Annotated in this window: 17 protein-coding genes; 4 read left to right on the top strand and 13 right to left on the bottom strand. The window is 64.7% G+C overall.

The features are described 5' to 3' along the window. The 3 genes from BBF93_RS15695 to BBF93_RS15705 are packed head-to-tail and all read right to left on the bottom strand — an operon-like array spanning position 1 to position 1,528. A complete protein-coding gene (locus BBF93_RS15695; protein WP_035594923.1) occupies positions 1 to 291 on the bottom strand; it encodes a 4a-hydroxytetrahydrobiopterin dehydratase in 291 nt (96 codons plus the stop codon). 3 nt (positions 292 to 294) lie between these two features. Continuing rightward, a complete protein-coding gene (locus BBF93_RS15700; RefSeq protein WP_035594925.1) occupies positions 295 to 891 on the bottom strand; it encodes a hypothetical protein in 597 nt (198 codons plus the stop codon). After that, a complete protein-coding gene (locus BBF93_RS15705; protein WP_114106545.1) occupies positions 878 to 1,528 on the bottom strand; it encodes an HAD-IA family hydrolase in 651 nt (216 codons plus the stop codon). The genes BBF93_RS15700 and BBF93_RS15705 overlap by 14 nt, the downstream gene beginning before the upstream one ends. A 113-nt stretch (positions 1,529 to 1,641) precedes the next feature. Here BBF93_RS15705 and BBF93_RS15710 point away from each other — a divergent pair, with 113 nt between their 5' ends. Then, entirely contained in the window at positions 1,642 to 2,559 is a 918-nt protein-coding gene (locus BBF93_RS15710) for an SDR family NAD(P)-dependent oxidoreductase (protein WP_035594931.1), read from the top strand. Between the two features lie 110 nt (positions 2,560 to 2,669). On the opposite strand, the gene BBF93_RS15715 is transcribed toward BBF93_RS15710, so the two are convergent. The 10 genes from BBF93_RS15715 to BBF93_RS15760 all read right to left on the bottom strand — a co-directional run bounded on the left by BBF93_RS15715 (position 2,670) and on the right by BBF93_RS15760 (position 15,632). Beyond that, complete coding sequence (locus BBF93_RS15715; RefSeq protein ID WP_035594934.1) at positions 2,670 to 3,464, bottom strand: tyrosine-protein phosphatase; 795 nt, start codon at positions 3,462 to 3,464, stop codon at positions 2,670 to 2,672. A 61-nt stretch (positions 3,465 to 3,525) separates the two neighbouring features. Beyond that, on the bottom strand, positions 3,526 to 4,074 hold the full coding sequence (locus BBF93_RS15720) for a bifunctional 2-polyprenyl-6-hydroxyphenol methylase/3-demethylubiquinol 3-O-methyltransferase UbiG (RefSeq protein WP_051612316.1): 549 nt from the start codon (positions 4,072 to 4,074) through the stop codon (positions 3,526 to 3,528). Positions 4,075 to 4,130: 56 nt separating this feature from the next. Beyond that, on the bottom strand, positions 4,131 to 4,532 hold the full coding sequence (gene cdd / locus BBF93_RS15725; RefSeq protein ID WP_035594939.1) for a cytidine deaminase: 402 nt from the start codon (positions 4,530 to 4,532) through the stop codon (positions 4,131 to 4,133). Beyond that, positions 4,532 to 5,992, bottom strand: a complete 1,461-nt coding sequence (locus BBF93_RS15730) for an AMP nucleosidase (protein WP_084324139.1) — start codon at positions 5,990 to 5,992, stop codon at positions 4,532 to 4,534. The genes cdd and BBF93_RS15730 overlap by 1 nt, the downstream gene beginning before the upstream one ends. 44 nt (positions 5,993 to 6,036) lie before the next feature. Further along, a complete protein-coding gene (locus tag BBF93_RS15735; RefSeq protein ID WP_114106546.1) occupies positions 6,037 to 6,291 on the bottom strand; it encodes a hypothetical protein in 255 nt (84 codons plus the stop codon). A 202-nt stretch (positions 6,292 to 6,493) separates the two neighbouring features. Next, positions 6,494 to 7,591 carry a monofunctional biosynthetic peptidoglycan transglycosylase gene (gene mtgA, locus BBF93_RS15740; RefSeq protein WP_233349168.1) on the bottom strand — a complete coding sequence of 366 codons (1,098 nt, stop codon included), beginning with the start codon at positions 7,589 to 7,591 and terminating at the stop codon, positions 6,494 to 6,496. After that, complete coding sequence (gene queG, locus BBF93_RS15745) at positions 7,588 to 8,715, bottom strand: tRNA epoxyqueuosine(34) reductase QueG (RefSeq protein ID WP_114106547.1); 1,128 nt, start codon at positions 8,713 to 8,715, stop codon at positions 7,588 to 7,590. The genes mtgA and queG overlap by 4 nt, the downstream gene beginning before the upstream one ends. Continuing rightward, positions 8,696 to 9,373, bottom strand: a complete 678-nt coding sequence (locus BBF93_RS15750; protein ID WP_114106548.1) for a glutathione S-transferase family protein — start codon at positions 9,371 to 9,373, stop codon at positions 8,696 to 8,698. The genes queG and BBF93_RS15750 overlap by 20 nt, the downstream gene beginning before the upstream one ends. 68 nt (positions 9,374 to 9,441) lie before the next feature. Beyond that, a complete protein-coding gene (locus tag BBF93_RS15755) occupies positions 9,442 to 14,166 on the bottom strand; it encodes an NAD-glutamate dehydrogenase (protein WP_114106549.1) in 4,725 nt (1,574 codons plus the stop codon). A gap of 374 nt (positions 14,167 to 14,540) precedes the next feature. Then, positions 14,541 to 15,632: an AI-2E family transporter gene (locus tag BBF93_RS15760; RefSeq protein WP_035594950.1), complete on the bottom strand. Its 1,092-nt coding sequence runs from the start codon at positions 15,630 to 15,632 to the stop codon at positions 14,541 to 14,543. 151 nt (positions 15,633 to 15,783) lie between these two features. Here BBF93_RS15760 and BBF93_RS15765 point away from each other — a divergent pair, with 151 nt between their 5' ends. From BBF93_RS15765 to BBF93_RS15775, 3 genes are all read left to right on the top strand, one after another. Next, a complete protein-coding gene (locus BBF93_RS15765; RefSeq protein WP_114106550.1) occupies positions 15,784 to 17,349 on the top strand; it encodes a helicase HerA-like domain-containing protein in 1,566 nt (521 codons plus the stop codon). Further along, a complete protein-coding gene (locus BBF93_RS15770) occupies positions 17,346 to 17,546 on the top strand; it encodes a hypothetical protein (RefSeq protein WP_035594956.1) in 201 nt (66 codons plus the stop codon). The genes BBF93_RS15765 and BBF93_RS15770 overlap by 4 nt, the downstream gene beginning before the upstream one ends. Before the next feature lie 102 nt (positions 17,547 to 17,648). Then, positions 17,649 to 19,079, top strand: a complete 1,431-nt coding sequence (locus BBF93_RS15775) for an aldehyde dehydrogenase family protein (protein ID WP_035594958.1) — start codon at positions 17,649 to 17,651, stop codon at positions 19,077 to 19,079. Positions 19,080 to 19,251: the final 172 nt, after the last annotated feature.

The following is a 19,251-nucleotide window of genomic DNA, read 5'->3' on the forward strand; positions in this document are numbered from 1 at the left end:
TTAGCCGAGCCTTGCAGCCAGCTGGTCCATGAAGCCGGCGAGTTCGAGATCCTTCTGCGTCACGCCGTCAGCGTCATGCGTGGTCAGGATCACGTCCACCTTGTTATAGACGTTGAACCATTCGGGATGGTGGTCCATCTGCTCGGCCTTCAGCGCCGTGGCAGACATGAAGGCAAAAGCTGCCTTGAAGTCGGCAAAGCGATACGCCTTCGTGATGGCGTCGCGCTCGCCCTCGGCAATCTTCCAGCCCTTGAGGGCCTTGATGGCGGCGTCTGCACCGATCTTCGACATGTCCTATTCCTCTCCGTCCTGGCCGAGTACGAAATATACCCAGCGGCCTTCCGCCGAAATCGCCGTGCGCATACCGGGATAGCCTTCGCCCGCACGGATGCGGTCGATACCATCTTCGCCGATCAGTTCGCGCAGGCGGCGGCGTTCTACAAAAGTCAGTTTTTCCGGGATCAGGTCCCGCACATCCTTGGCGGCGATGTCGGGCCAGACAAACCAGATCTCGCCATCAATCTCGCGCTTTCCCGGTGGCCCCTCAAACAGGTCGCGCAGCTTGCGGTTGGGGTCCACACCGGTGCGGCGCAGCAGGTCCCAGAATTCGAAATGGTCGCGCCCGCCCACATTCGACATGAAACCTTCCTGCTCGCCGGCCAGCCGCGCCAGGCTGCGCAGGGCGCCGCGTTCGGCTTCGCGCAGGATGGCGGCTTTCATCGCTTCAGCTTCCGGCGTCAGCGAGACGGGTTCAGGCGCCAGCGGCGGCCGGGTCAGGGAGTCCGAAGGCACAGGCGGGCCAGCCACGGGCGCCGCCGCCTGTTCGCCAGGCGCGCAGGCTGCCAGCAGCAGCGCCAGACAGGCGGCAAGCGTAAAGCTAGCGCACCGCATAGCCGGTGATGGCTTCCAGATCGGCCAGCAACTGTTCTTCGCTGGTCACCTTGATGGTTGCCATGCCCATTTCGCGGGCCGGCTTCAGATTGATCCCGAGATCATCGAGATAGACGCAGCGTTTCGGGTCCACATCCAGGGCTTCGCACATCAGGGCATAGATGCGCGGATCAGGCTTGCGGATGCCGAGCTTCGAGCTTTCGATCAGATGGTCGAACTGCGCGAAGACTTCTGCCAGCTGGGCGGCCTTCTCGTCATCATGGGTCATCGAGGCGCCCTTCCCGATGGGGGCGTTGTTGGTGATGCAGCCAACCTTGCCATGGCCCTTGCAGACCTTCAGCGCATTGACGACGCGCGGGCGCAGATGGCCCGAGAGCAGCCCCAGGATGTCCCGGCCGGGCACATCATGGCCCATGGCCAGGGCCTCTTCGCGGAAGAGGCCGTCGAACTCCTCAGCGCCCACCAGGCTGCGCTCGAGCTTGGCCCAGGCGTTTTCCAGCGGATTGACCGCATTGATCGAGCGGATGAAGTCCGCCGGCAGGCCCTTTTCGGCCTCATACCGGTTGAATGCCTCGAAGGGCGAGGAGGTGAACACCCCGCCGAAATCCCAGATTACTGCCTGAAAGGTACGTGTCATGCCCGGCTTGCTAGCCGCTTGAGCGCAGTATTTCAAACCTTGATTTTTCCGCCGCCTCTTGCCCCGGCGCTGATGGCCGGTAGTGTCCGGCGCGAAACAGACAGGAGGAAGTTATGGGTGTTCTCGACGGCAAGGTGGTTCTGGTAACCGGCGGCGGCAACGGCATCGGCAAGGAAACGGCGCTTCTGGCCGCGCGCGAAGGCGCCAAGGTCATCGTCAACGATCTCGGCGGCGGCCTGAAAGGCGGGGATGAAGGCGATGCCGGCCCGGCCGAGGCTGTCGCAGCGGAAATCCGCGCGGCGGGCGGCGAAGCGGTCTCCAACTCCGAAAGCGTGACCGATTACACCGCCGTGGCCGGCATGGTGACGCAGGCGCTGGACACCTTTGGCCGCCTCGATTCCATCGTCAATCCGGCGGGCATCCTGCGCGACGGCATGTTCCACAAGATGAGCGAAGCCGACTGGAAGGCCGTGATCGATGTGCACCTGCACGGCTCCTACAATGTGGGCCGGGCGGCGGTGGAGTATTTCCGCGAGAATGAGCGCGGCTCCTACGTCTTCTTCACCTCCACGTCCGGCCTGATCGGCAATATCGGCCAGGCCAACTATGCCGCGGCTAAGCTCGGCATTGTCGGCCTCTCGCGCATCCTGGCCATGGAAGGGGCAGCCAAGAAAATCCGCTCCAACGTCATCGCGCCCTTTGCCTGGACACGGATGATCGCCTCGATCCCGGTGAAGGATGAAGCGAGCGCCCAGCGCGTGGAGCGCATGAAGAACGGCATGCGCGCCGATCAGGTGGCCCAGCTCGCCGTGGCCCTCTGCTCGGATCAGTCGGCAAACGTTTCCGGCCAGATCTTCGGCGTGCGCGGCAATGAAGTGATCCTGTTCGACCAGCCCCGCCCGGTGAAATCGCTGGCGCGGATGGAAGGCTGGAACCCGGAAAGCCTCATCAGCCAGGCCTTCCCGGCAATGAGCCCGGATTTCACCGATCTCGGCGCGACCTCCAGCGTGTTCCCTTACGAACCGATTTGATTTGGCCGATCTGATTTGAGAGGGGCCCTGCCCCTCTCCTGTCGTCCCGCTCGATGAACGCCGCGCCAGCGGGGTTCATCTGAGCGGACAAGCTCCGGGCGGCGTTTGCCCTATTTTTCGATCAGCCGCTCACGGATGGCATCCTGCATCTTCTCGTCCACCTTCAGCGTGTCGACAAGATAGCCATCGATGGATCCGGCCCGCTCATTGATCGTTGCGAAGGCCTTTTCCAGATAGCGCAGATGCACGCCCATGAACGGGCGGAACACTTCGGCCGGATAGTCCTTGCCCAGCATATCGTTGAAATACGCGGCCGCTTCCGGCAGGCGCGACGCCACGTCCACGGCCGTGTTGGTCAGGTCATAATCCTCGCGGATGTCGGCCTCGCTCACGCCCAGGATATGATGCGTCAGCGCGCAGAGAATGCCCGTGCGGTCCTTGCCGGCCGCGCAGTTCACCAGCCCCGCTGCATCCCCGTCGAGCGCCGCCAGATGGCCGAACCAGTCGGAGAACATCGAGGTATGATGCTCCTTGAATGGCGCAGCTTCGTAATATTCCACCATCCACTGATCGGCATCGTCCGCGCTCACCTCCATGCGGGAAAGAAAGCGGATATGCGGCGCATCTGTCTCGCGCCCGCCATCATGCGTGATGGTCACCGGCGCGGTGAAGCGCGTCTTGAATTTCTCCCGTTCATCCGGGCGCCGCAGATCGGCCTGCACATGGATGCCCAGCGCCGTCATCTTCTGCAGCTCGTCCTGCGAGGCTTCGGCATGGTGGCCGGAGCGGTAGAGCCGCCCCATCTTCACCCGCCCGCCATGGCGGCTGTCATAGCCGCCGAAATCACGGAAATTGCGGATGGTTTCAAACTTCAGGAGGCGGGGTTTTGTCGTTGTATCAGTCATGCCCACGGGGGTAGCCCGCACCCGCCCGCCCGTCCAGTGACAATCCTGTGTCCACAGCCGCTCACCCCGGGGCAAGGCCGCCCGCCTTCACCGCCTCGAAATAAGTGTTTCCGCCCTCATCACAGCAGGTTCCTCCCAGACACAGACCCTCCTCCTGCAGCAAGGCCGCATACGCCCCGTGCCCCAGGGACAGAGACCGCCGCCCCGTCAGCGAATCATCCCATTCGCATGCCTCCAGAGGCGCGCTGAACAGTAGCCGCCCGCCCGGCGCCAGCGCCGTTGCGAGGCGCGCGATCACCCGCCGCTGATCCTCTGCCGTCAGCAGGAAAAGCAGGCCCACCGCAATTACGCCGTCAAACCTGCGTTCAAACAGGGCGCCGTCCTGGGCTGCTTCGCAGGCCGCCGGGGCCTGCGGAAACCGCGCGCGAAACGCCGCCAGCAGACGCGGCGAGGCGTCCACGCCCCAGACGCCGAACCCGTCAGCGATCAACCCTTCCGCTATCGGAACACCTGATCCGCAGCCCACATCCAGGATCTGCGCGCCGGCGGGAAGGCTCGCACGCGCCCAGTCCCGCACCAGCTGCGCCCCGATGCCGGATCGCGCCGCCATGAAGTCTCCGGCAACCGCGTCCCAGCCTTCTGAACGGTCCGCTTCCACAGCCGCGCCTATTTCAGCGCAAACGCATGGGGCAAAAGCTCGGCCAGGGTGTAGCGGGCCTCTGCGCCTTCTGGGGTGAAGCAGAGGATCTCCAGGGTGCCATCGGCGGAGAATTCCGCCAGCACCTGGCGGCAGATGCCGCAGGGCGTGCCCGCGTCGGCCCCATGGGTGGCCACGGCAATGGCCCGGAAGGCCCGGTGGCCGGCCGCCACCGCGCTGAACACCGCCGTCCGCTCGGCGCAGCAGGTGGCGCCATAGGTGGCGTTTTCCACATTGCACCCGGTCACGATTTCGCCCGCGGAAGTCAGCAGCGCCGCTCCAACGCGATACTCCGAATACGGCACATAAGCCCGCCCCTGCGCAGCCAGCGCCGCCGCCTTGAGGACGTCCCAGGCGATGCTGCCTGCCATCACCGGAACGGCGGCTCATCGAACGCGCGCAGTTTGCGGCTGTGGAGGGCGGCGCCGCCGTCTTCGCTGAGGCGTTCGAGTGTTTCGATCCCGATACGGATGTGTTCGCCGATGGCGCGCTCATAGAAGCGGTTGGCCGCGCCGGGCAGCTTGATCTCGCCATGCAGCGGCTTGTCGGACACGCATAGCAGCGTTCCGTAGGGCACGCGCAGGCGGAAGCCATTGGCAGCAATCGTGGCGCTTTCCATATCGATGGCCACGGCCCGGCTCTTGTTGAAGCGGCGGGCCGAGGCAGTAAAGCGCAGCTCCCAGTTCCGGTCATCCGTGGTGACCACGGTGCCGGTGCGCAGGCGTTTCTTCAGAGCTTCGCCCTTCTCGCCGGTGACCCTGGCGGCAGCTTCCTGCAGAGCCACCTGAACCTCCGCAATCGGAGGAACGGGGATTTCCGGCGGCAGCACCGTATCGAGCACATGATCTTCGCGCAGATAGGCATGGGCCAGCACATAATCCCCGATGGACTGGGAATGGCGCAGGCCGCCGCAATGGCCCACCATCAGCCAGACCTGCGGGCGCAGGACAGCAAGGTGATCGGTGATCGTCTTGGCGTTGGAGGGGCCGACGCCAATATTCACCAGCGTGATGCCCGCGCCATTTGCCGCGCGCAAATGATAGGCCGGCATCTGGAAGCGCCGCCAGGGCGAAGCATCAATCGCCGCCCGGCTATGCTCATCCGGACGGGAAATCTCCAGCCCTCCGGGCACGGAAAGAGAGGTATAGCGTGTTTCGCCGTTCAGCTGTGTCAGCGCCCAGTCGCAGAAGGCGTCCACATAGCGGTGATAGTTCGTGAACAGCACATAATGCTGGAAATGCTCCACCGGCGTGCCGGTATAGTGCTGCAGGCGCTTCAGCGAGAAATCCACCCGCTGGGCATCGAAGAGGGCCAGCGGGCGCTCCTCGCCTGCCTCGAAGGGCTCGCCATCGGCCACCTCATCGCCGATCAGCGTCAGCTTCGGCGAAGGGAACCAGCGCACGAGCTCTGCCGGGGCAATCTCTTCCAGGCCAGCCGCCTGGGACGGATCCCAAACATAGGCATACGGAATTTCAGACGCCGAGCGCTCGACATACACGTCCACGTCATAATCCCGCATCAGCGGGGTGAGCACTTCCATCAGATAATCGCGGAAGAATTCGGGCCGCGTGATGGTGGTGATATAGATGCCCGCTTCGGAGAATTTTCCGAAGGCGCGGGAAATCGGCGGCGGGGGCCCTTCGGGATCATAGACGATGCGCAGCTGCGGATAGCAGAAGGCGCCTTCATCGCGCAGGCGCGGATTGGGCGGCGTGCCGTCATGCAGGAAGGTGTTGAGGGCGGTGGAAAGGGCGTCAACCGCCTCGGCATAAAGCGCCTCGAGCGCTTCGATAACTGTTTCTGGTTTCGCGTGTTTTGACATGGCATCCATTGGCGCGCAGCGCGGGAAAAGTCAACAACCACCCCCTTCCCCCCTCACACTACGCGCAACCGGGGGCCTAGGCCTTCGCCTATCAGGGGCCAGAGGGCCCAGACCAGGGCGTCTACCCGGTCTGGCGAGCCGGCCTCTTCGGCAGTAACAAACCGGCACATCTGATCTTCCAGCGTATCGAAATGCACGGCATCGCTGACGCGGCCCTGCGCATACATCGCCGCGACCGGCCCTGCCCGGCCGCGCTTGCCAAGGCACGCCGTCACCAGCCGGATTTCCGGGCGCGCCTTCATAGCCATCACGGAAACGGACGGGGGATAGGCGGGGATGACCCGGCCTGTTTTGCGGCGTTTTGCGCCCTGCAGGCGGGGTAATTTTGCCCAGATTGGCGGGATTTCTGCGGACAATCCGGGGACAGAACGGGACAAATCCGGGCAGGTCAGGCACTGGCCGGGGACACGGCGGGATGCCGCCCTGCGCGGGTTGCGCCCTATACGGAGGTTATTCCGGGGGGCGCAGTTCGGCAGGGCCGGAGGGGGCCTCTTCGGCGGGGGCCGCTTCGGGCTGAGGTTCGGGCGCGGGTTCTGGTTCGGGGACCGGCTCGCCTTCTTCTGCCGGCGGCGGGGGCGCGCGCAGGGATTCGTCGGCAGCGTTGAGAAGGTCGTTCAGCTCGTCATTGGCGTTGCGGGGCACATCCGTGCCGAGCTCTTCGGTAGGTTCGCCGAGGGCCTCGTCCCCGGTTTCGGGGGCTTCGGGCAGCTCTTCCAGCACCGGCGGGGGTTTGGGGGTTTCGCCTTTGGGACGCTCGCCCGCTGGCGGCCGGGGCGCCTCGCCGCCGAAGACGCAGGCTGCATAGCCTTCATTGGCCACGACGCGCATGCGGCCCTGGATGGAGCCGGCGCGGCGCTGGACATAAGGCCCCGGATTGACGGCTTTCCATTTGTTCGGAGACGGAAGAACAGCGGCGAGCAGCGCGGCTTCGCGCTCTGAGAGGTCAGCGGCGGATTTGCCGAAGCGGGCCTGGGCCGCAGCCTCGGCGCCGAAGAGGCCATCGCCCCATTCGGCGACATTGAGATAGACTTCCATGATGCGCCGCTTGCCCCAGACAGTCTCGATCACATAGGTCATCCAGGCTTCACCCGCCTTGCGGGGCATGCCGCCGCCATTCCAGAAGAAGACGTTCTTGGCAGTCTGCTGGCTGATGGTGGAGCCGCCACGGCGGTTGCGGTCCGGGTTTTTGGCGTTCCATTCGCGGGCCGCCTCGACGGCTTCCCAGTCAATGCCGCCATGGGTGCAGAATTTAGCGTCTTCGGCGGCAATGACGGCATGGACAAGGCGCGGGGAAATCCTGTCGAGGGGCACCCAGTCATAGCGGACATCCTGCCCGTCCAGGCCGCGCTGGGACATCAGGATTGTGCCGGGCGTGGGCGCGAAACGCAGGAGGAGCGCATAGAGATGGAACAGCAGGAAGACAGCGATACCGGCCAGCACAATGCCGACCAGGATGCGCCGCCAGAGGGGGGCCTTGCGCTTTGGCGCGGGGGCCTCCGGGGCGGGCGCCGGCGTGAAGGAAGGCGGCGGGGTCAGGCTGTCGCTCATGCCGGTGTCTCATCCCATTCTGCGATCACCGTCCTATCATGCTCCGAGGGGCGGCGGCGCGCCTTTTCCTCTGCAAAGCGGGCAGGATCAAGGCGGGCAAGCGCCCAGATCGCCGCCCCGCGCACGATGGGGGCGTCGTCCTGCAGCAGCGCCAGCAGGCTGGCCGTCAGGCGGGGCTCTTCGGAATTGCCGATGGCGACGGCGACATTGCGCACGAACCGGTCACGCCCCGAGCGCTTCACCGGGGAGCCGGAGAAGACTTCGCGGAAGGCTGCGTCGTCAAGGGCGGCAAGCTCGTCCAGGCCCGGTCCTTTCAGTTCTGCGCGTGCATAGAGTGCTGCTTCAGACGCGCTGCTGGCAAATTTGTTCCAGGGACAGGCCGCCAGGCAATCATCGCAGCCATAGATGCGGTTACCCATGGCGGGGCGAAACGCCGCCGGGATGGGGCCGCCATATTCGATGGTGAGATAGGAAATGCAGCGGCGGGCATCGAGCTGGTAGGGCGCGGGGAACGCGGCGGTGGGGCAGATATCGAGGCAGGCGCGGCAGGAGCCGCAATGGTCAGCCTCCGGGGCGTCGGGGGTGAGGTCTGCGCTGGTCAGCACGGTGCCGAGGAAGAACCAGGAGCCGAGCTGGCGGCTGACAAGATTGGTGTGGCGGCCCTGCCAGCCGAGGCCGGCGCGCTGAGCCAGCGGTTTTTCCATCAGCGGGGCGGTGTCGACGAAGACCTTCACGTCTGCGCCAGTGATCTGGGCAACCTCGCCGGCGAGCTGTTTGAGGCGGGACTTGATGACGTCGTGATAGTCCCTCCCCCGTGCGTAGACGGAGATGTTTCCGGTGGCGGTCTCGGAGAGGGTATCGAGGGGGTTGTGATCGGGGCCGTAATTCAGGGCGACGACGAGGGCGGAGCGGGCCTCTGGCCACATGGCGGTGGGGGCGCTGCGGCGCTCCAGCGTGGTTTCCATCCAGGCCATGTCGCCATGGCGGCCAAGCTCCACAAAGGTTTTCAGGCGCTCGCCCGCCGGCCAGGCCTCATCGGCGCGCGCGATGCCCGCCGCATCGAAGCCGAGGGCGAGGGCCCGTTCTTTCAGCCGGGCTTCGGGGTCAGAAATCGAGCTCTGCATAATAGGATACGGGACGGGCGGCCTCGAGACGGTCAGCAAGCAGGGGCCGGAAGCTCGGCCGGGACTTGATCCGCATATACCAGGCTTTGAGGTCTGGCACGGCCTCCCACTGCACATCGCCGAAATAGTCGTAGGCGGAAAGATGGGCGGCGGCGGCGAGATCCGCCAGGGACAGGTGGCGGCCGGCGAGATTGCCGCGCGTTTCGGTGAGGGCGTTGAGATAGGTCAGCCGGCCGCGCAGGGCATGGGCGCCGCGGCGCAGCCTGTCGGAATCAGGCTGGCGGCCGCGATGGGTCCATTGGGTGACGCGCTCGGAGAGGAGATTGTCGGTCACCTCCTCCATGCCAGCCTCCACCCAGGCCCAGAGGCGGCGCGCCTCGGCGCGTTCGGAGAGATCATCGGGCAGCAGCGCGGGCACCGGGCGGGCTTCCTCGAAATGCTCGCAGATGGCGCGGGTTCCGCAGGCCGCGAAACGGGGGCTGCTGCCATGGGTGGACACCACCGCCGGAGCGACGGCGCCGGGCGCGATCGAGGCAATGTCGAGCTCCGGCGCCCAGGGGCGGGAGGGCACAGCTTCGAAGGGTTCGCCTTTTTCAGCGAGCACGAGCCGCACCATGCGTCCGGCGGGGTCAAGGGGCCAGTGATACAATCGAAGCATGCTCCAGACTGTGGATAACATGCGTAAACGTTGTATGGAGCCGGCGCCCTTTCTTCCGGATTTTTTCCCTAACGACCCATGAACTGGCGCACAGCGTCAGTTGAGAGCGCAAATTTGGCGAAGGACCATTCCCGATCCTTGCCGAGCGCGCCGAGGGTGGCCAGGAGCTGTTTGCGCCCTTCGCTGCGCGTTTCGAGCCAGGCCTCCACGCCGCCTGCCGAGAGCGCCTCTTCCGACACGCTGGCCTGCAGGCGCACGAGTTCGGAGATGAGGCGGCGGCCGGCGACACGGTCCCAATAGGGCGCATGGGCGAGGCCCTCGCGCGCGGAGGTGCGCAGGCGGTCGAGCCGCAGGGCATCGCCCACCTGATAGAAGGTGGCGCCGGCCTCGGCGACCTTGCGGCCGGAATGGGCGGCGATGTCGGTGACGACGAGGCCCTGGGCAAAATAGTTCATCGCCGAGGCCCAGCGGGCGAGCGCTTCGGGGGCGCCGCGCTTCATGAAGGCGCGGGCCGACCGCTCGATCCGCGCGGCGGGATAGGCCGTCTGGATGCTGCTGAGGGCGGCTTTGAGCTCGTTCAGCGGGGCATAGGTGAGGCTGACGGCATCCCCGGTGGACTTGTCCGGCAGCACACGGATGAACCAGGCGGCGGCCTCGCTGACGGCCTGCACGGCCTCGATCTGGAGTTCCGTCTGCAGATCAGCGGCGACCTTGTTGTCCAGCGCAAAGACTTCCTTGCGGAAGCCGGCGATATCCAGCACGGCGCGGGCCGCCTCGACGCCGCGGATGACGGCGGCGGGCGCCGCCCCGGTGAGTTCCCGCAGGCGCTGGATGGCGACGGGGCCGCCCAGATCCAGGCTGCGGTTGGCGATGACCGTGGCGATGATCTCGCGGCGCAGGCGGTGATTGGCAAGGGCCTCGCCGAAGCCATCGATCGGGCTGGGGAAGTAGCCCTTGAGCACTTCGGCAAACCACGGATCATCCGGCAGATCGGACGCGACGATATCATCGAAGAGGACGATCTTCGACCAGGCGAGCAGAACGGCGAGCTCCGGCCGGGTGAGCGGGCGGCCTTCGGCGGCGCGGGCCTGCATCTCCTGGGTGGAGGGGAGCCCTTCGAGCGGACGGTTGAGCACGCCGCGCTCTTCCAGATAGACCATCACCCGCTCGAGCGCTTCATGGTCTTCGGAGGCGGTGGCCTCTGCCAGGGTCAGCGTGTTGGTCTGGTCATAGTTATGCGTGAGCACGAGGCGGGCGACATCATCGGTCATCTGCGCCAGCATCGGGTTGCGGTCTGCCTCCTTCAGGGCGCCGAGGCGGATAGCCTCCGCCGCGAGGATCTTGATATTCACTTCGTGGTCGGACGAATCCACACCGGCGGAGTTGTCGATGGCGTCGGTATTCAGGCGCCCGCCGGCAAGGGCGAACTCGATCCGGGCGGCCTGGGTCATGCCGAGATTGGCCCCTTCCCCGATGACCTTGGCCTTCAGATCCCGGCCATTGACGCGCACGCCGTCATTGGCGCGGTCGCCGACATCGGCATGGCTTTCATGGGCAGCCTTCACATAGGTGCCGATGCCGCCGAACCAGAGGAGATCTGCCTCTGCCTTGAGCAGCGCGTTGATCAGCTCGTCCGGCGTGACGACATCCTTGCTGATACCGGCGAGCGACTTGATCTCCGGCGTCAGCGTGATCGACTTGGCCGACCGCTCGAAGATGCCACCACCCTTGGAGATGAGCTTGGTGTTGTAGTCTGCCCAGCTTGAGCGCGGCAGGGCGAACATCCGCTCGCGCTCGGCAAGGTTCTTCTTCGCGTCGCCCGGATTGGGGTCGAGGAAGATGTGCATATGGTTGAAGGCGGCCACGAGGCGGATTTCCGGCGACAGCAGCATGCCATTGCCGAACACATCGCCCGACATGTCGCCGACGCCGATGACGGTGAAGGGCTCGGTCTGGATGTCGCGGCCCATTTCGCGGAAGTGGCGCTTGACCGCTTCCCAGGCGCCGCGCGCGGTGATGCCCATTTTCTTGTGGTCATACCCGGCCGAGCCGCCCGAGGCGAAGGCGTCGCCCAGCCAGTGGCCCTTTTCAAGGCTGATGGCGTTGGCGGTGTCGGAGAAGGTAGCGGTGCCCTTGTCGGCGGCGACCACGAGATAGGGGTCTTCCCCATCCCAGATGACCGTACGCGGAGGATGCACGACCTTGCCTTCGATGATATTGTCGGTGACGCCCAGCAGCGCGGTGATGAACTGCTTGTAGGCGTCGCGGCCGCTTTCAAACCAGGCGTCGCGGTCTGACCGGTCGGCGAGCTGTTTGGGATAGAAGCCGCCTTTCGAGCCGACCGGCACGATGACGGCGTTCTTGACCTGCTGGGCCTTGACGAGGCCGAGCACTTCGGTGCGGTAGTCCGACGGGCGGTCTGACCAGCGCAGGCCGCCGCGCGCCACCGGGCCGAAACGCAGGTGAACGCCCTCCACTTTCGGGCTGTGCATGAAGATTTCGCGGAAGGGTTTGGGCTCGGGCAGGTCTGCCAGTTCGCGGCTGGCCACCTTGAAGCTGATGAAGGGGCGGACGCCGCCAGTCTCGTCTTCCTGGTAGAAGTTCGTGCGCTGAATGGCTTCGACGAGGTGGAACAGCCGGCGCAGGACGATATCGTCTGCCAGGCTGACGACATCCTTCATCGCGTCTTCAAACCTGGCCACCAACGCGGCCTGGGCCTTCTTGCGCGCGTCCAGGGACTTGTGCGCCTCCGGATCAAAGCGGGCGGCGAAAAGATCAAGCAGCAGGCGGGTGACGGCCGGGTAGCGGGCGAGCGCGGCTTCCTGGACTTCCTGAGGCTGGTCAAGGCCGCTCTGGCGGCGATAGGAGGCGAGCGCGCGGATCAGCGCGGCCTGACGCCAGCTTGCCCCGGCCACCAGCACCAGCTTGTTGAAGCCATCATTTTCGGCGCTGCCGCCCCAGACGGCCAGGAAGGCCTGCTCGAAGGCATGGGCGATGTTTTCCAGCGCGAGGGCCGAGCCATCGGCGGTCTGCATCGACAGGGAGTGGATCCAGTAGACATCGGGAGCATCCTCGACAGGCTTCGTCAGAGGGCGGACGGGATAACCGGTCTCGAAATCCACAAAGAGGCCGAGATTCTCGAACACGGGCACGCAGCGGGACAGCGGGATGGAGCCGGTGCGGGTGTAGATTTTCACGCGCACCTTGGAAGGATCATCCGTTTCCAGCCGGTAGGCCCGCGCCACGATGGGCTTGCCGGCGCTGAGGGCGGCCATGCAGGTGACATCCGACAGGGCTTCTTCCGGGGGGAAGGCTTCGCGGTAGGCGGCGTTGAAGGCGCCGATGAAGCTGCGCGCCCCTTCCCGGTCTGCGCCGGTCAGGCCCGAACTCATCAGCAGGTCACGGAAGCCCTGGTCCCAGGTGCGCGCCAGCTCGATGATGCGGCGCTCGATGTCTTCCGGGTCGGGCTCGGGATGATCCGGGCGCAGCGCAATCTCGAAATGCACGCGGGCGAGCGGGCCGGAATCGAAATAGGGCTGGAAGCTTTTCAGGTCGCCCTTGTAGGCCTCGGTCAGCAGCGCGCCGATGCGCTGGCGCAGGGCGGTGTCATAGGATTCGCGCGGCACAAAGACGAGCGCGGTGACGAACCGGTCAAACTCGTCGCGGCGCAGGAAGACGCGGGTGCGCGGGCGGCCGATGAGATGCAGCGCGCCCATGATCATCGGGCCCAGGATGGTCGAGCGGGTCTGGAAGAGCTCGTCACGCGGCCAGGTCTCGATCAGGTTGGCGAGGGCCTTTTCGGTGTGGCCGCCAGGGGCAGCGCCCGACGCGGTCATGATCTTCTGCACGCGGCGGCGCACGAAGGGAATGGAGCGAGCCGTCTCGTCATAGGCCTCGGCCGTGAAGAGGCCGAGGAAGCGAACCTCGCCGTTGACGCGGCCTTCCTCGTCATACTTCTTCACGCCGATATAGTCGCACGGCACGCGGCGGTGGACCCGGCTCGGCAGGGTCGATTTGGCGATGATCAGCGGCACGGGCGATTGCAGGAACTCCCCGATCTCGCGCGTCAGCACGAGGGGCTCGCTGTCGCGGCTGAGGACGTTGAGGTTTTCGTCGCGCAGGATGCCGAGATTGGAGCCTTCGACCATCAGCGGCTCGGCTGGCACGACCCGGCCTTTCGCGTCGGTTTCGAAGTCATACTCGCGCGCGCCGAGGAAGACGAAATGTTCCCGCGAGAGCCATTCGAGGAAGGCGACCGCCTCATCCCGCTCCGCAGACTGAATATGCGGCAGGCCGGAGATGCGTTTCATCTCGGCCCGCATCCGGGCGCGCATGGCGGCGTGGTCGGACACGGCGCGTTCGACATCGGCGAGGGTGGCGCGCACCCCCTCTTCCAGCAGCTTTGCCTCTTTCGAGGTGAGCAGCGCGGTGTGAACCTGGATGATCGAGACCATCCGCCCATCGGCCATGGTGACGACAGGGTGGAACAGGGTTTTCACCTCATGGCCCTGGGCGGCGCATTCCCCGAGCAGCGAATCAACAAGGAACGGCATGTCCGGCCCGGTGACCTGTAGCAGGCTGCGCGGCAGGGGCCCGCTGGCGCCTTCGGCTTTCACGGAAACGTGAACCGCGCGCGCGCCTGCCGGAACATCCTCGGCCCATTCCCACAGGCGCTTGGCCATCGCCTGGATGTCTGCCTCACTCAGGCCGGAGACATCCTCCCGGGCAGCTTCCTGTAGAATCTGATCGAGAACCTGGCTGGCAGGTCCGTGGGCGGTGGTGGAACGGGGCATGGAAACGACTCTTGCTCGAAAACCGGTCAAACACCGGGTCTACCCGCCCTAAGGGAAGGCATCAAGAAACATGTTCCGAATGAAACGGTTGTGCAGATTCAGGAAGCTGGGGAGACGGGCCCGAAAACAAGCGGGCCCGCCAGACGGGGACATGTCCGGCGGGCCCTACAGGCAAATTCCGCAGGCTGGGTGGGGGGACGCACGCGGAAGCCTGATCTTGTTTTATGTTGTTTGTGACGGCGGCAAATCAACTACAATCCGACGCCACAAACGTTAATTTTCAGTAGTGCGGCAAACCGGAATCAATTGCCATACAGCCTAAACCCGGTCCGCATGTAACATTTCAATGGCGGGTTGGCTAGCCCGCCCGTCAGTCAGATTGCTTCCCCTTCTTTCAGCGCGCCGCCCTTGGGTTTGCCATCTGCCGACAGCAGGATGGCGATCCATCTTGTGTGCGGGGACTGGGCAAAGAGAATCATCATCAGCACAGTCAGCGGGGCGGACAGAAACATGCCGGGAATGCCCCAGATGACGCCCCATATGGCCAGCGCCAGCAGAACCACGAGGGCCGAGAGGTTAAGCGAATCACCCATCATTCGCGGCTGCACGAAATTGCCGATCGAGAACTGCCAGAAGCTGACCACCGCAAAGACGATGGCGGCATAGATGTAGGATTCCTGCAGCGCCACATCGGGTACCCATCCGGGTACCCCAGGCTGGACCAGGGCAAACAGCGGCGGCACCATCGCTGCGACAATAGAGCCCACGGTCGGGATATAGTTCAGCACGAAGATCAGCGCCGAGAGGAACAAGGCATTCTGCACGCCCAGTGCCAATAGCGAGATATAGGTGAGCAGAGTGATCAGCGCGGAGATGACCGTCTGCGTCCAGAGGTATTTCTCGATGGCGAGGCGGGCGTCATTGCCGATCCGGCGGACCGCTTCGCGGCGCTGCGGCTCAGGGAAGATGTTGTCGAGCTTCTGGGTCCACATCGACTGGGCGGTGAACAGGAAGGCGACATAGATCAGGATCAGCACGATATCGCCGGACAGACCGCTGACGGAATTGGCGATGGTGGCGAAGAAGCGCTGGCCGCCCTGGTCGAACACCAGATGGGTGAGCGTCGGGGCGTCCTGCAGATGGGCAACGGAATAGATATCGGCAATCAGGCCGTTGATCTTCTCTTCATAGTCTGCGCCGTCGCGGCCAAACTCGGCCACGCCATTGGCCATCAGCGCGATGAAGCCGACAAAGCCGCCCACCACCAGCAACACCGCCAGGATACGCGCCAGGCCAATATGGATGGTGCGCGAGGCATTGTTGATGACGGTGCCGAAGCCCTCGATGATCAGGAAGAGGAAGACGGCCATGGCGAAGGTGGCCAGGATATCCCGGCCCAGATACAGCAGCGCGATGATCACCCCCGTGGCGATGATCCAGATGCCGGTCTTGGTGGCGCTGCCCATTTACTGCTCCGATTGGATGTGCGCCGTCAGGGTGGTGCGGCGCCCCTTCCCCGTCAAGCGGGAGAAACCTGCGCGGCGGCGCTTGCTGAAATCTCCGGAACAGCTAGCCTCATCGCCTTGATTTGAGACCATATCAGCAAGGGGCGGCGGCATGAGCGAGACAATCTTCCTGGGGGGCGCAGACGCCGATGGCGCCGGCACGCCGGACGACGCCCAGTCGCTGATCCTGAAAGTGGCCAACCGGCATGGCCTGGTTGCCGGCGCCACCGGCACCGGCAAGACCGTGACCCTGCAGGTGATGGCGCAGGCCTTTGCCGATGCCGGCGTTCCGGTGTTTGCCGCCGATGTGAAAGGCGACCTTTCGGGCATCGCCTTTGCCGGCACGGAAACCCACAAGGCGCATGCCGCCTTCACCAGCCGGGCGGAAGCCATCGGCATGGGCCCGCTAAGCTATCATCCCGCGCCGGTGATCTTCTGGGACGTGTTCGGCGAGAAGGGCCACCCTATCCGCGCCACGATTGCCGAGATGGGCCCGGTGCTGCTCTCGCGCCTGATGGGGCTGACCGCCGTGCAGGAAGGCATTCTCAACATTGCCTTTCAGTATGCGGACGACCGCTGCGTGGATGACCCCGATTTCCGCATTCTGGACCTGAAGGACCTGCGCAAGCTGCTGGCGCATCTGGGCGAGCCTGGCATCCGCGAGGAGGTGAGCCGCAAATATGGCAATGTGGCGCCCGCTTCGCTGGCCGCCGTGCAGCGCGAATTGCTGGTGCTGGAGCGCGCCGGGGCGGAGAGCTTTTTCGGCGAGCCGGCACTGGAGCTGGCAGACTTCATGCGCACGACCCGTGACGGGCGCGGCTATGTGAACATTCTGGACGCGACCAAGCTGATTAACAGCCCGAAACTCTATTCCACCTTCCTGCTGTGGCTGCTGTCGGAACTGTTCGAGCAGCTGCCCGAGATTGGCGACCCGGAAAAACCGCGCCTCGTCTTCTTCTTCGACGAGGCCCATCTTCTGTTCACGGACACTCCGCCTGCCCTGCTGCAGAAGATCGAGCAGGTGGTGCGCCTTATCCGCTCGAAAGGGGTGGGGGTGTATTTCGTGACGCAGAACCCGCGCGATGTGCCCGAAAGCGTGCTGGCCCAGCTTGGCAACCGGGTGCAGCACGCGCTGCGCGCTTATACGCCGATGGAGCAGAAAGCGGTGAAGTCTGCCGCGGCCTCCTTCCGGCCCAACCCTGCCTTCAAGACCGAGACCGTGATCACCGAGCTCGGCGTGGGCGAAGCGCTGGTTTCAACCCTCGACGCCAAGGGCACGCCATCTGTCGTGCAGCGCACGCTGATCCGCCCGCCTGCCTCGCGCCTTGGCCCGGTGACCGATGCCGAGCGCGCCGAGATCAACAAGGCAAGCCCGCTCTTTGGCCGGTATGACAAGATGGTGGACCGGGAGTCTGCCTATGAAATCCTGACCAAGAAGGAAGCCGAAGCCGCCAAGGTTGCCGAGAAGGCCAGGCTGGCGGCAGAGAAGGAAAAGGAAGCGACCGCCAAGGCCAAGACCGCTGCCAAGGCCCCGGCCAAGGGGCGCGCCACCACAGCCAGCCGCTCGCGCCGGATGACGCCCACCGAGCGCGCCACCAACACCGCCGCCACCACAATCAGCCGCGAAGTTACCCGCTACATCCTGCGCGGCATTTTCGGGAACATGAAAAAGAAATGAGACAGATCGCGCTCGCCCTTGCCGCCGCTGCCGTGCTTTCCGCCTGCGCCAGCGCCCCGAATGATGGCTGGACCGCCCGGGAGGGGGCCATGCCCTACGAATCCGCCCGCGCCGCCTGCCAGCAGATCAGCTATGGCATCCAGGTGAACTACATCAATTGCATGGCCGGACGCGGCTGGGTGAAGACGAAGAAGTAAGCGGCGCAGCCCTCCCCCCGCGTCAGGAGTGGCGAAACGGGCACACCTCTCCTATAGTCAAGGGGATGGCTCAATAAGCTGCGCCCAAGGGAGGCCCTACTGATGCAACAATATCTCAAATTCTATATCGATGGCGAATGGGTTGATCCGGTAACGCCGCGCACCCTGGAAGTCGAAAACCCCGCCACGGAAGAGAACTTCGCTGTCATCTCCATCGGCTCTGCCGCGGATGTGGACAAGGCTGTTGCCGCCGCCAAGCGCGCCTTCCCGAGCTTCTCGCAGACCAGCGTGGAATACCGCGCCGACCTGCTCGACAAGATCACCGCCGGCCTGCAGAAGCGGATGCCCGACCTGGCCAAGGCGATCTCCGAGGAGATGGGCGCGCCGATGTGGCTGGCCAACGCCGCCCAGGTGCCGTCGGGCCTCGGCCATTTCGCCACCACCGCCGCCCTCCTGCGCGAATACAAATGGGAAGAGCTGAAAGGCTCCACCCTGCTGCGCAAGGAGCCGATTGGCGTGTGCGCGTTTATCACGCCCTGGAACTGGCCGCTGAACCAGATCGCCTGTAAAGTTGCCCCGGCAATCGCGGCGGGCTGCACCATGGTGCTGAAGCCTTCGGAAATTGCCCCGCTCGACGCGATGATCTTTGCCGAAGTGCTGCATGAGGCCGGCGTGCCCAAGGGCGTGTTCAACCTTGTGAACGGCGACGGCCCGGGCGTTGGCTCGGCGATGTCGTCCCACCCCGACGTGGACATGGTGTCCTTCACCGGTTCGACGCGCGCCGGCGTGCTGGTGGCCCAGGCCGCTGCCCCGACCGTCAAGCGCGTGGCCCAGGAACTTGGCGGCAAGAGCCCGAATATTGTTCTGCCTACGGCCGATCTGCAGAAAGCCGTTTCCAGCGGCATCATGAACATGATGACCAATTCGGGCCAGAGCTGTAACGCCCCTTCGCGGATGTTCGTGCAGAAGGATCAGCAGGACCAGGCCATCGCAATTGCCAAGGCCACCGCCGAAGCCGTGAAGGTTGCCAATCCGGCCGACGCCCCTCCCGGCGCCATTGGCCCGATCTCCAACGGCAACCAGTATCAGAAGGTTCAGGACCTGATCCAGAAAGGCATCGAAGAGGGCGCAACCCTCGTTGCCGGTGGTCCTGGCCGCCCCGAAGGCTTCAACAAGGGCTATTTCGCCCGGCCGACCGTGTTTGCCAACGTCACCAATGACATGACCATCGCGCGCGAGGAAATCTTCGGGCCGGTGCTCGTCATGATTCCTTATGACACCGTCGACGACGCGGTCGAAATGGCCAACGACACCGTTTACGGTCTCGCCGGCTATGTTCAGGGCCCGGAAAAGGAAGCCAACGAGATCGCCAACCGCATCCGCGCTGGCCAGATCCTCGTCAATGGCGCGCGCCCTGACTTCACCGCGCCGTTTGGCGGCTATGGCCAGTCCGGCAACGGCCGCGAATGGGGCGAGCATGGCTTTGAGGAGTTCCTCGAAGTCAAAGCCGTGATCGGCTACAAAACCGCCTGATCTCTGCGGTTTTTCGCAAGTTTGATGGAACGGCAGCCCCCCGGATGCCGTTTCTTTTTGACTGCCCACGGCATCGTGATCGCCGGGCGCCTGCGTCACGTTGTTGTGAACTTGCGTGTTGGCTGGCGTTCATCTTCGTGGAGTCACACTATATAGTGGAAAAGAAACTCTT

It is taken from the genome of Hyphomonas sp. CACIAM 19H1, assembly GCF_003325995.1.
GTDB classification, from domain to species: domain Bacteria; phylum Pseudomonadota; class Alphaproteobacteria; order Caulobacterales; family Hyphomonadaceae; genus Hyphomonas; species Hyphomonas polymorpha.

Excerpts from the sequence above, each read along its gene's own strand:
- queG (WP_114106547.1), bottom strand. The coding sequence starts at position 8,715 with ATGCAGAGCTCGATTTCTGACCCCGAAGCCCGGCTGAAAGAACGGGCC.
- BBF93_RS15695 (WP_035594923.1), bottom strand. The coding sequence starts at position 291 with ATGTCGAAGATCGGTGCAGACGCCGCCATCAAGGCCCTCAAGGGCTGG.
- BBF93_RS15750 (WP_114106548.1), bottom strand. The coding sequence starts at position 9,373 with ATGCTTCGATTGTATCACTGGCCCCTTGACCCCGCCGGACGCATGGTG.
- BBF93_RS15720 (WP_051612316.1), bottom strand. The coding sequence starts at position 4,074 with ATGGCGGCGCGATCCGGCATCGGGGCGCAGCTGGTGCGGGACTGGGCG.
- BBF93_RS15705 (WP_114106545.1), bottom strand. The coding sequence starts at position 1,528 with ATGACACGTACCTTTCAGGCAGTAATCTGGGATTTCGGCGGGGTGTTC.
- BBF93_RS15775 (WP_035594958.1), top strand. The coding sequence starts at position 17,649 with ATGCAACAATATCTCAAATTCTATATCGATGGCGAATGGGTTGATCCG.
- BBF93_RS15735 (WP_114106546.1), bottom strand. The coding sequence starts at position 6,291 with ATGGCTATGAAGGCGCGCCCGGAAATCCGGCTGGTGACGGCGTGCCTT.
- BBF93_RS15700 (WP_035594925.1), bottom strand. The coding sequence starts at position 891 with ATGCGGTGCGCTAGCTTTACGCTTGCCGCCTGTCTGGCGCTGCTGCTG.
- BBF93_RS15755 (WP_114106549.1), bottom strand. The coding sequence starts at position 14,166 with ATGCCCCGTTCCACCACCGCCCACGGACCTGCCAGCCAGGTTCTCGAT.
- BBF93_RS15730 (WP_084324139.1), bottom strand. The coding sequence starts at position 5,992 with ATGGATGCCATGTCAAAACACGCGAAACCAGAAACAGTTATCGAAGCG.
- BBF93_RS15765 (WP_114106550.1), top strand. The coding sequence starts at position 15,784 with ATGAGCGAGACAATCTTCCTGGGGGGCGCAGACGCCGATGGCGCCGGC.
- mtgA (WP_233349168.1), bottom strand. The coding sequence starts at position 7,591 with ATGAGCGACAGCCTGACCCCGCCGCCTTCCTTCACGCCGGCGCCCGCC.
- BBF93_RS15770 (WP_035594956.1), top strand. The coding sequence starts at position 17,346 with ATGAGACAGATCGCGCTCGCCCTTGCCGCCGCTGCCGTGCTTTCCGCC.
- cdd (WP_035594939.1), bottom strand. The coding sequence starts at position 4,532 with ATGGCAGGCAGCATCGCCTGGGACGTCCTCAAGGCGGCGGCGCTGGCT.
- BBF93_RS15715 (WP_035594934.1), bottom strand. The coding sequence starts at position 3,464 with ATGACTGATACAACGACAAAACCCCGCCTCCTGAAGTTTGAAACCATC.
- BBF93_RS15760 (WP_035594950.1), bottom strand. The coding sequence starts at position 15,632 with ATGGGCAGCGCCACCAAGACCGGCATCTGGATCATCGCCACGGGGGTG.
- BBF93_RS15710 (WP_035594931.1), top strand. The coding sequence starts at position 1,642 with ATGGGTGTTCTCGACGGCAAGGTGGTTCTGGTAACCGGCGGCGGCAAC.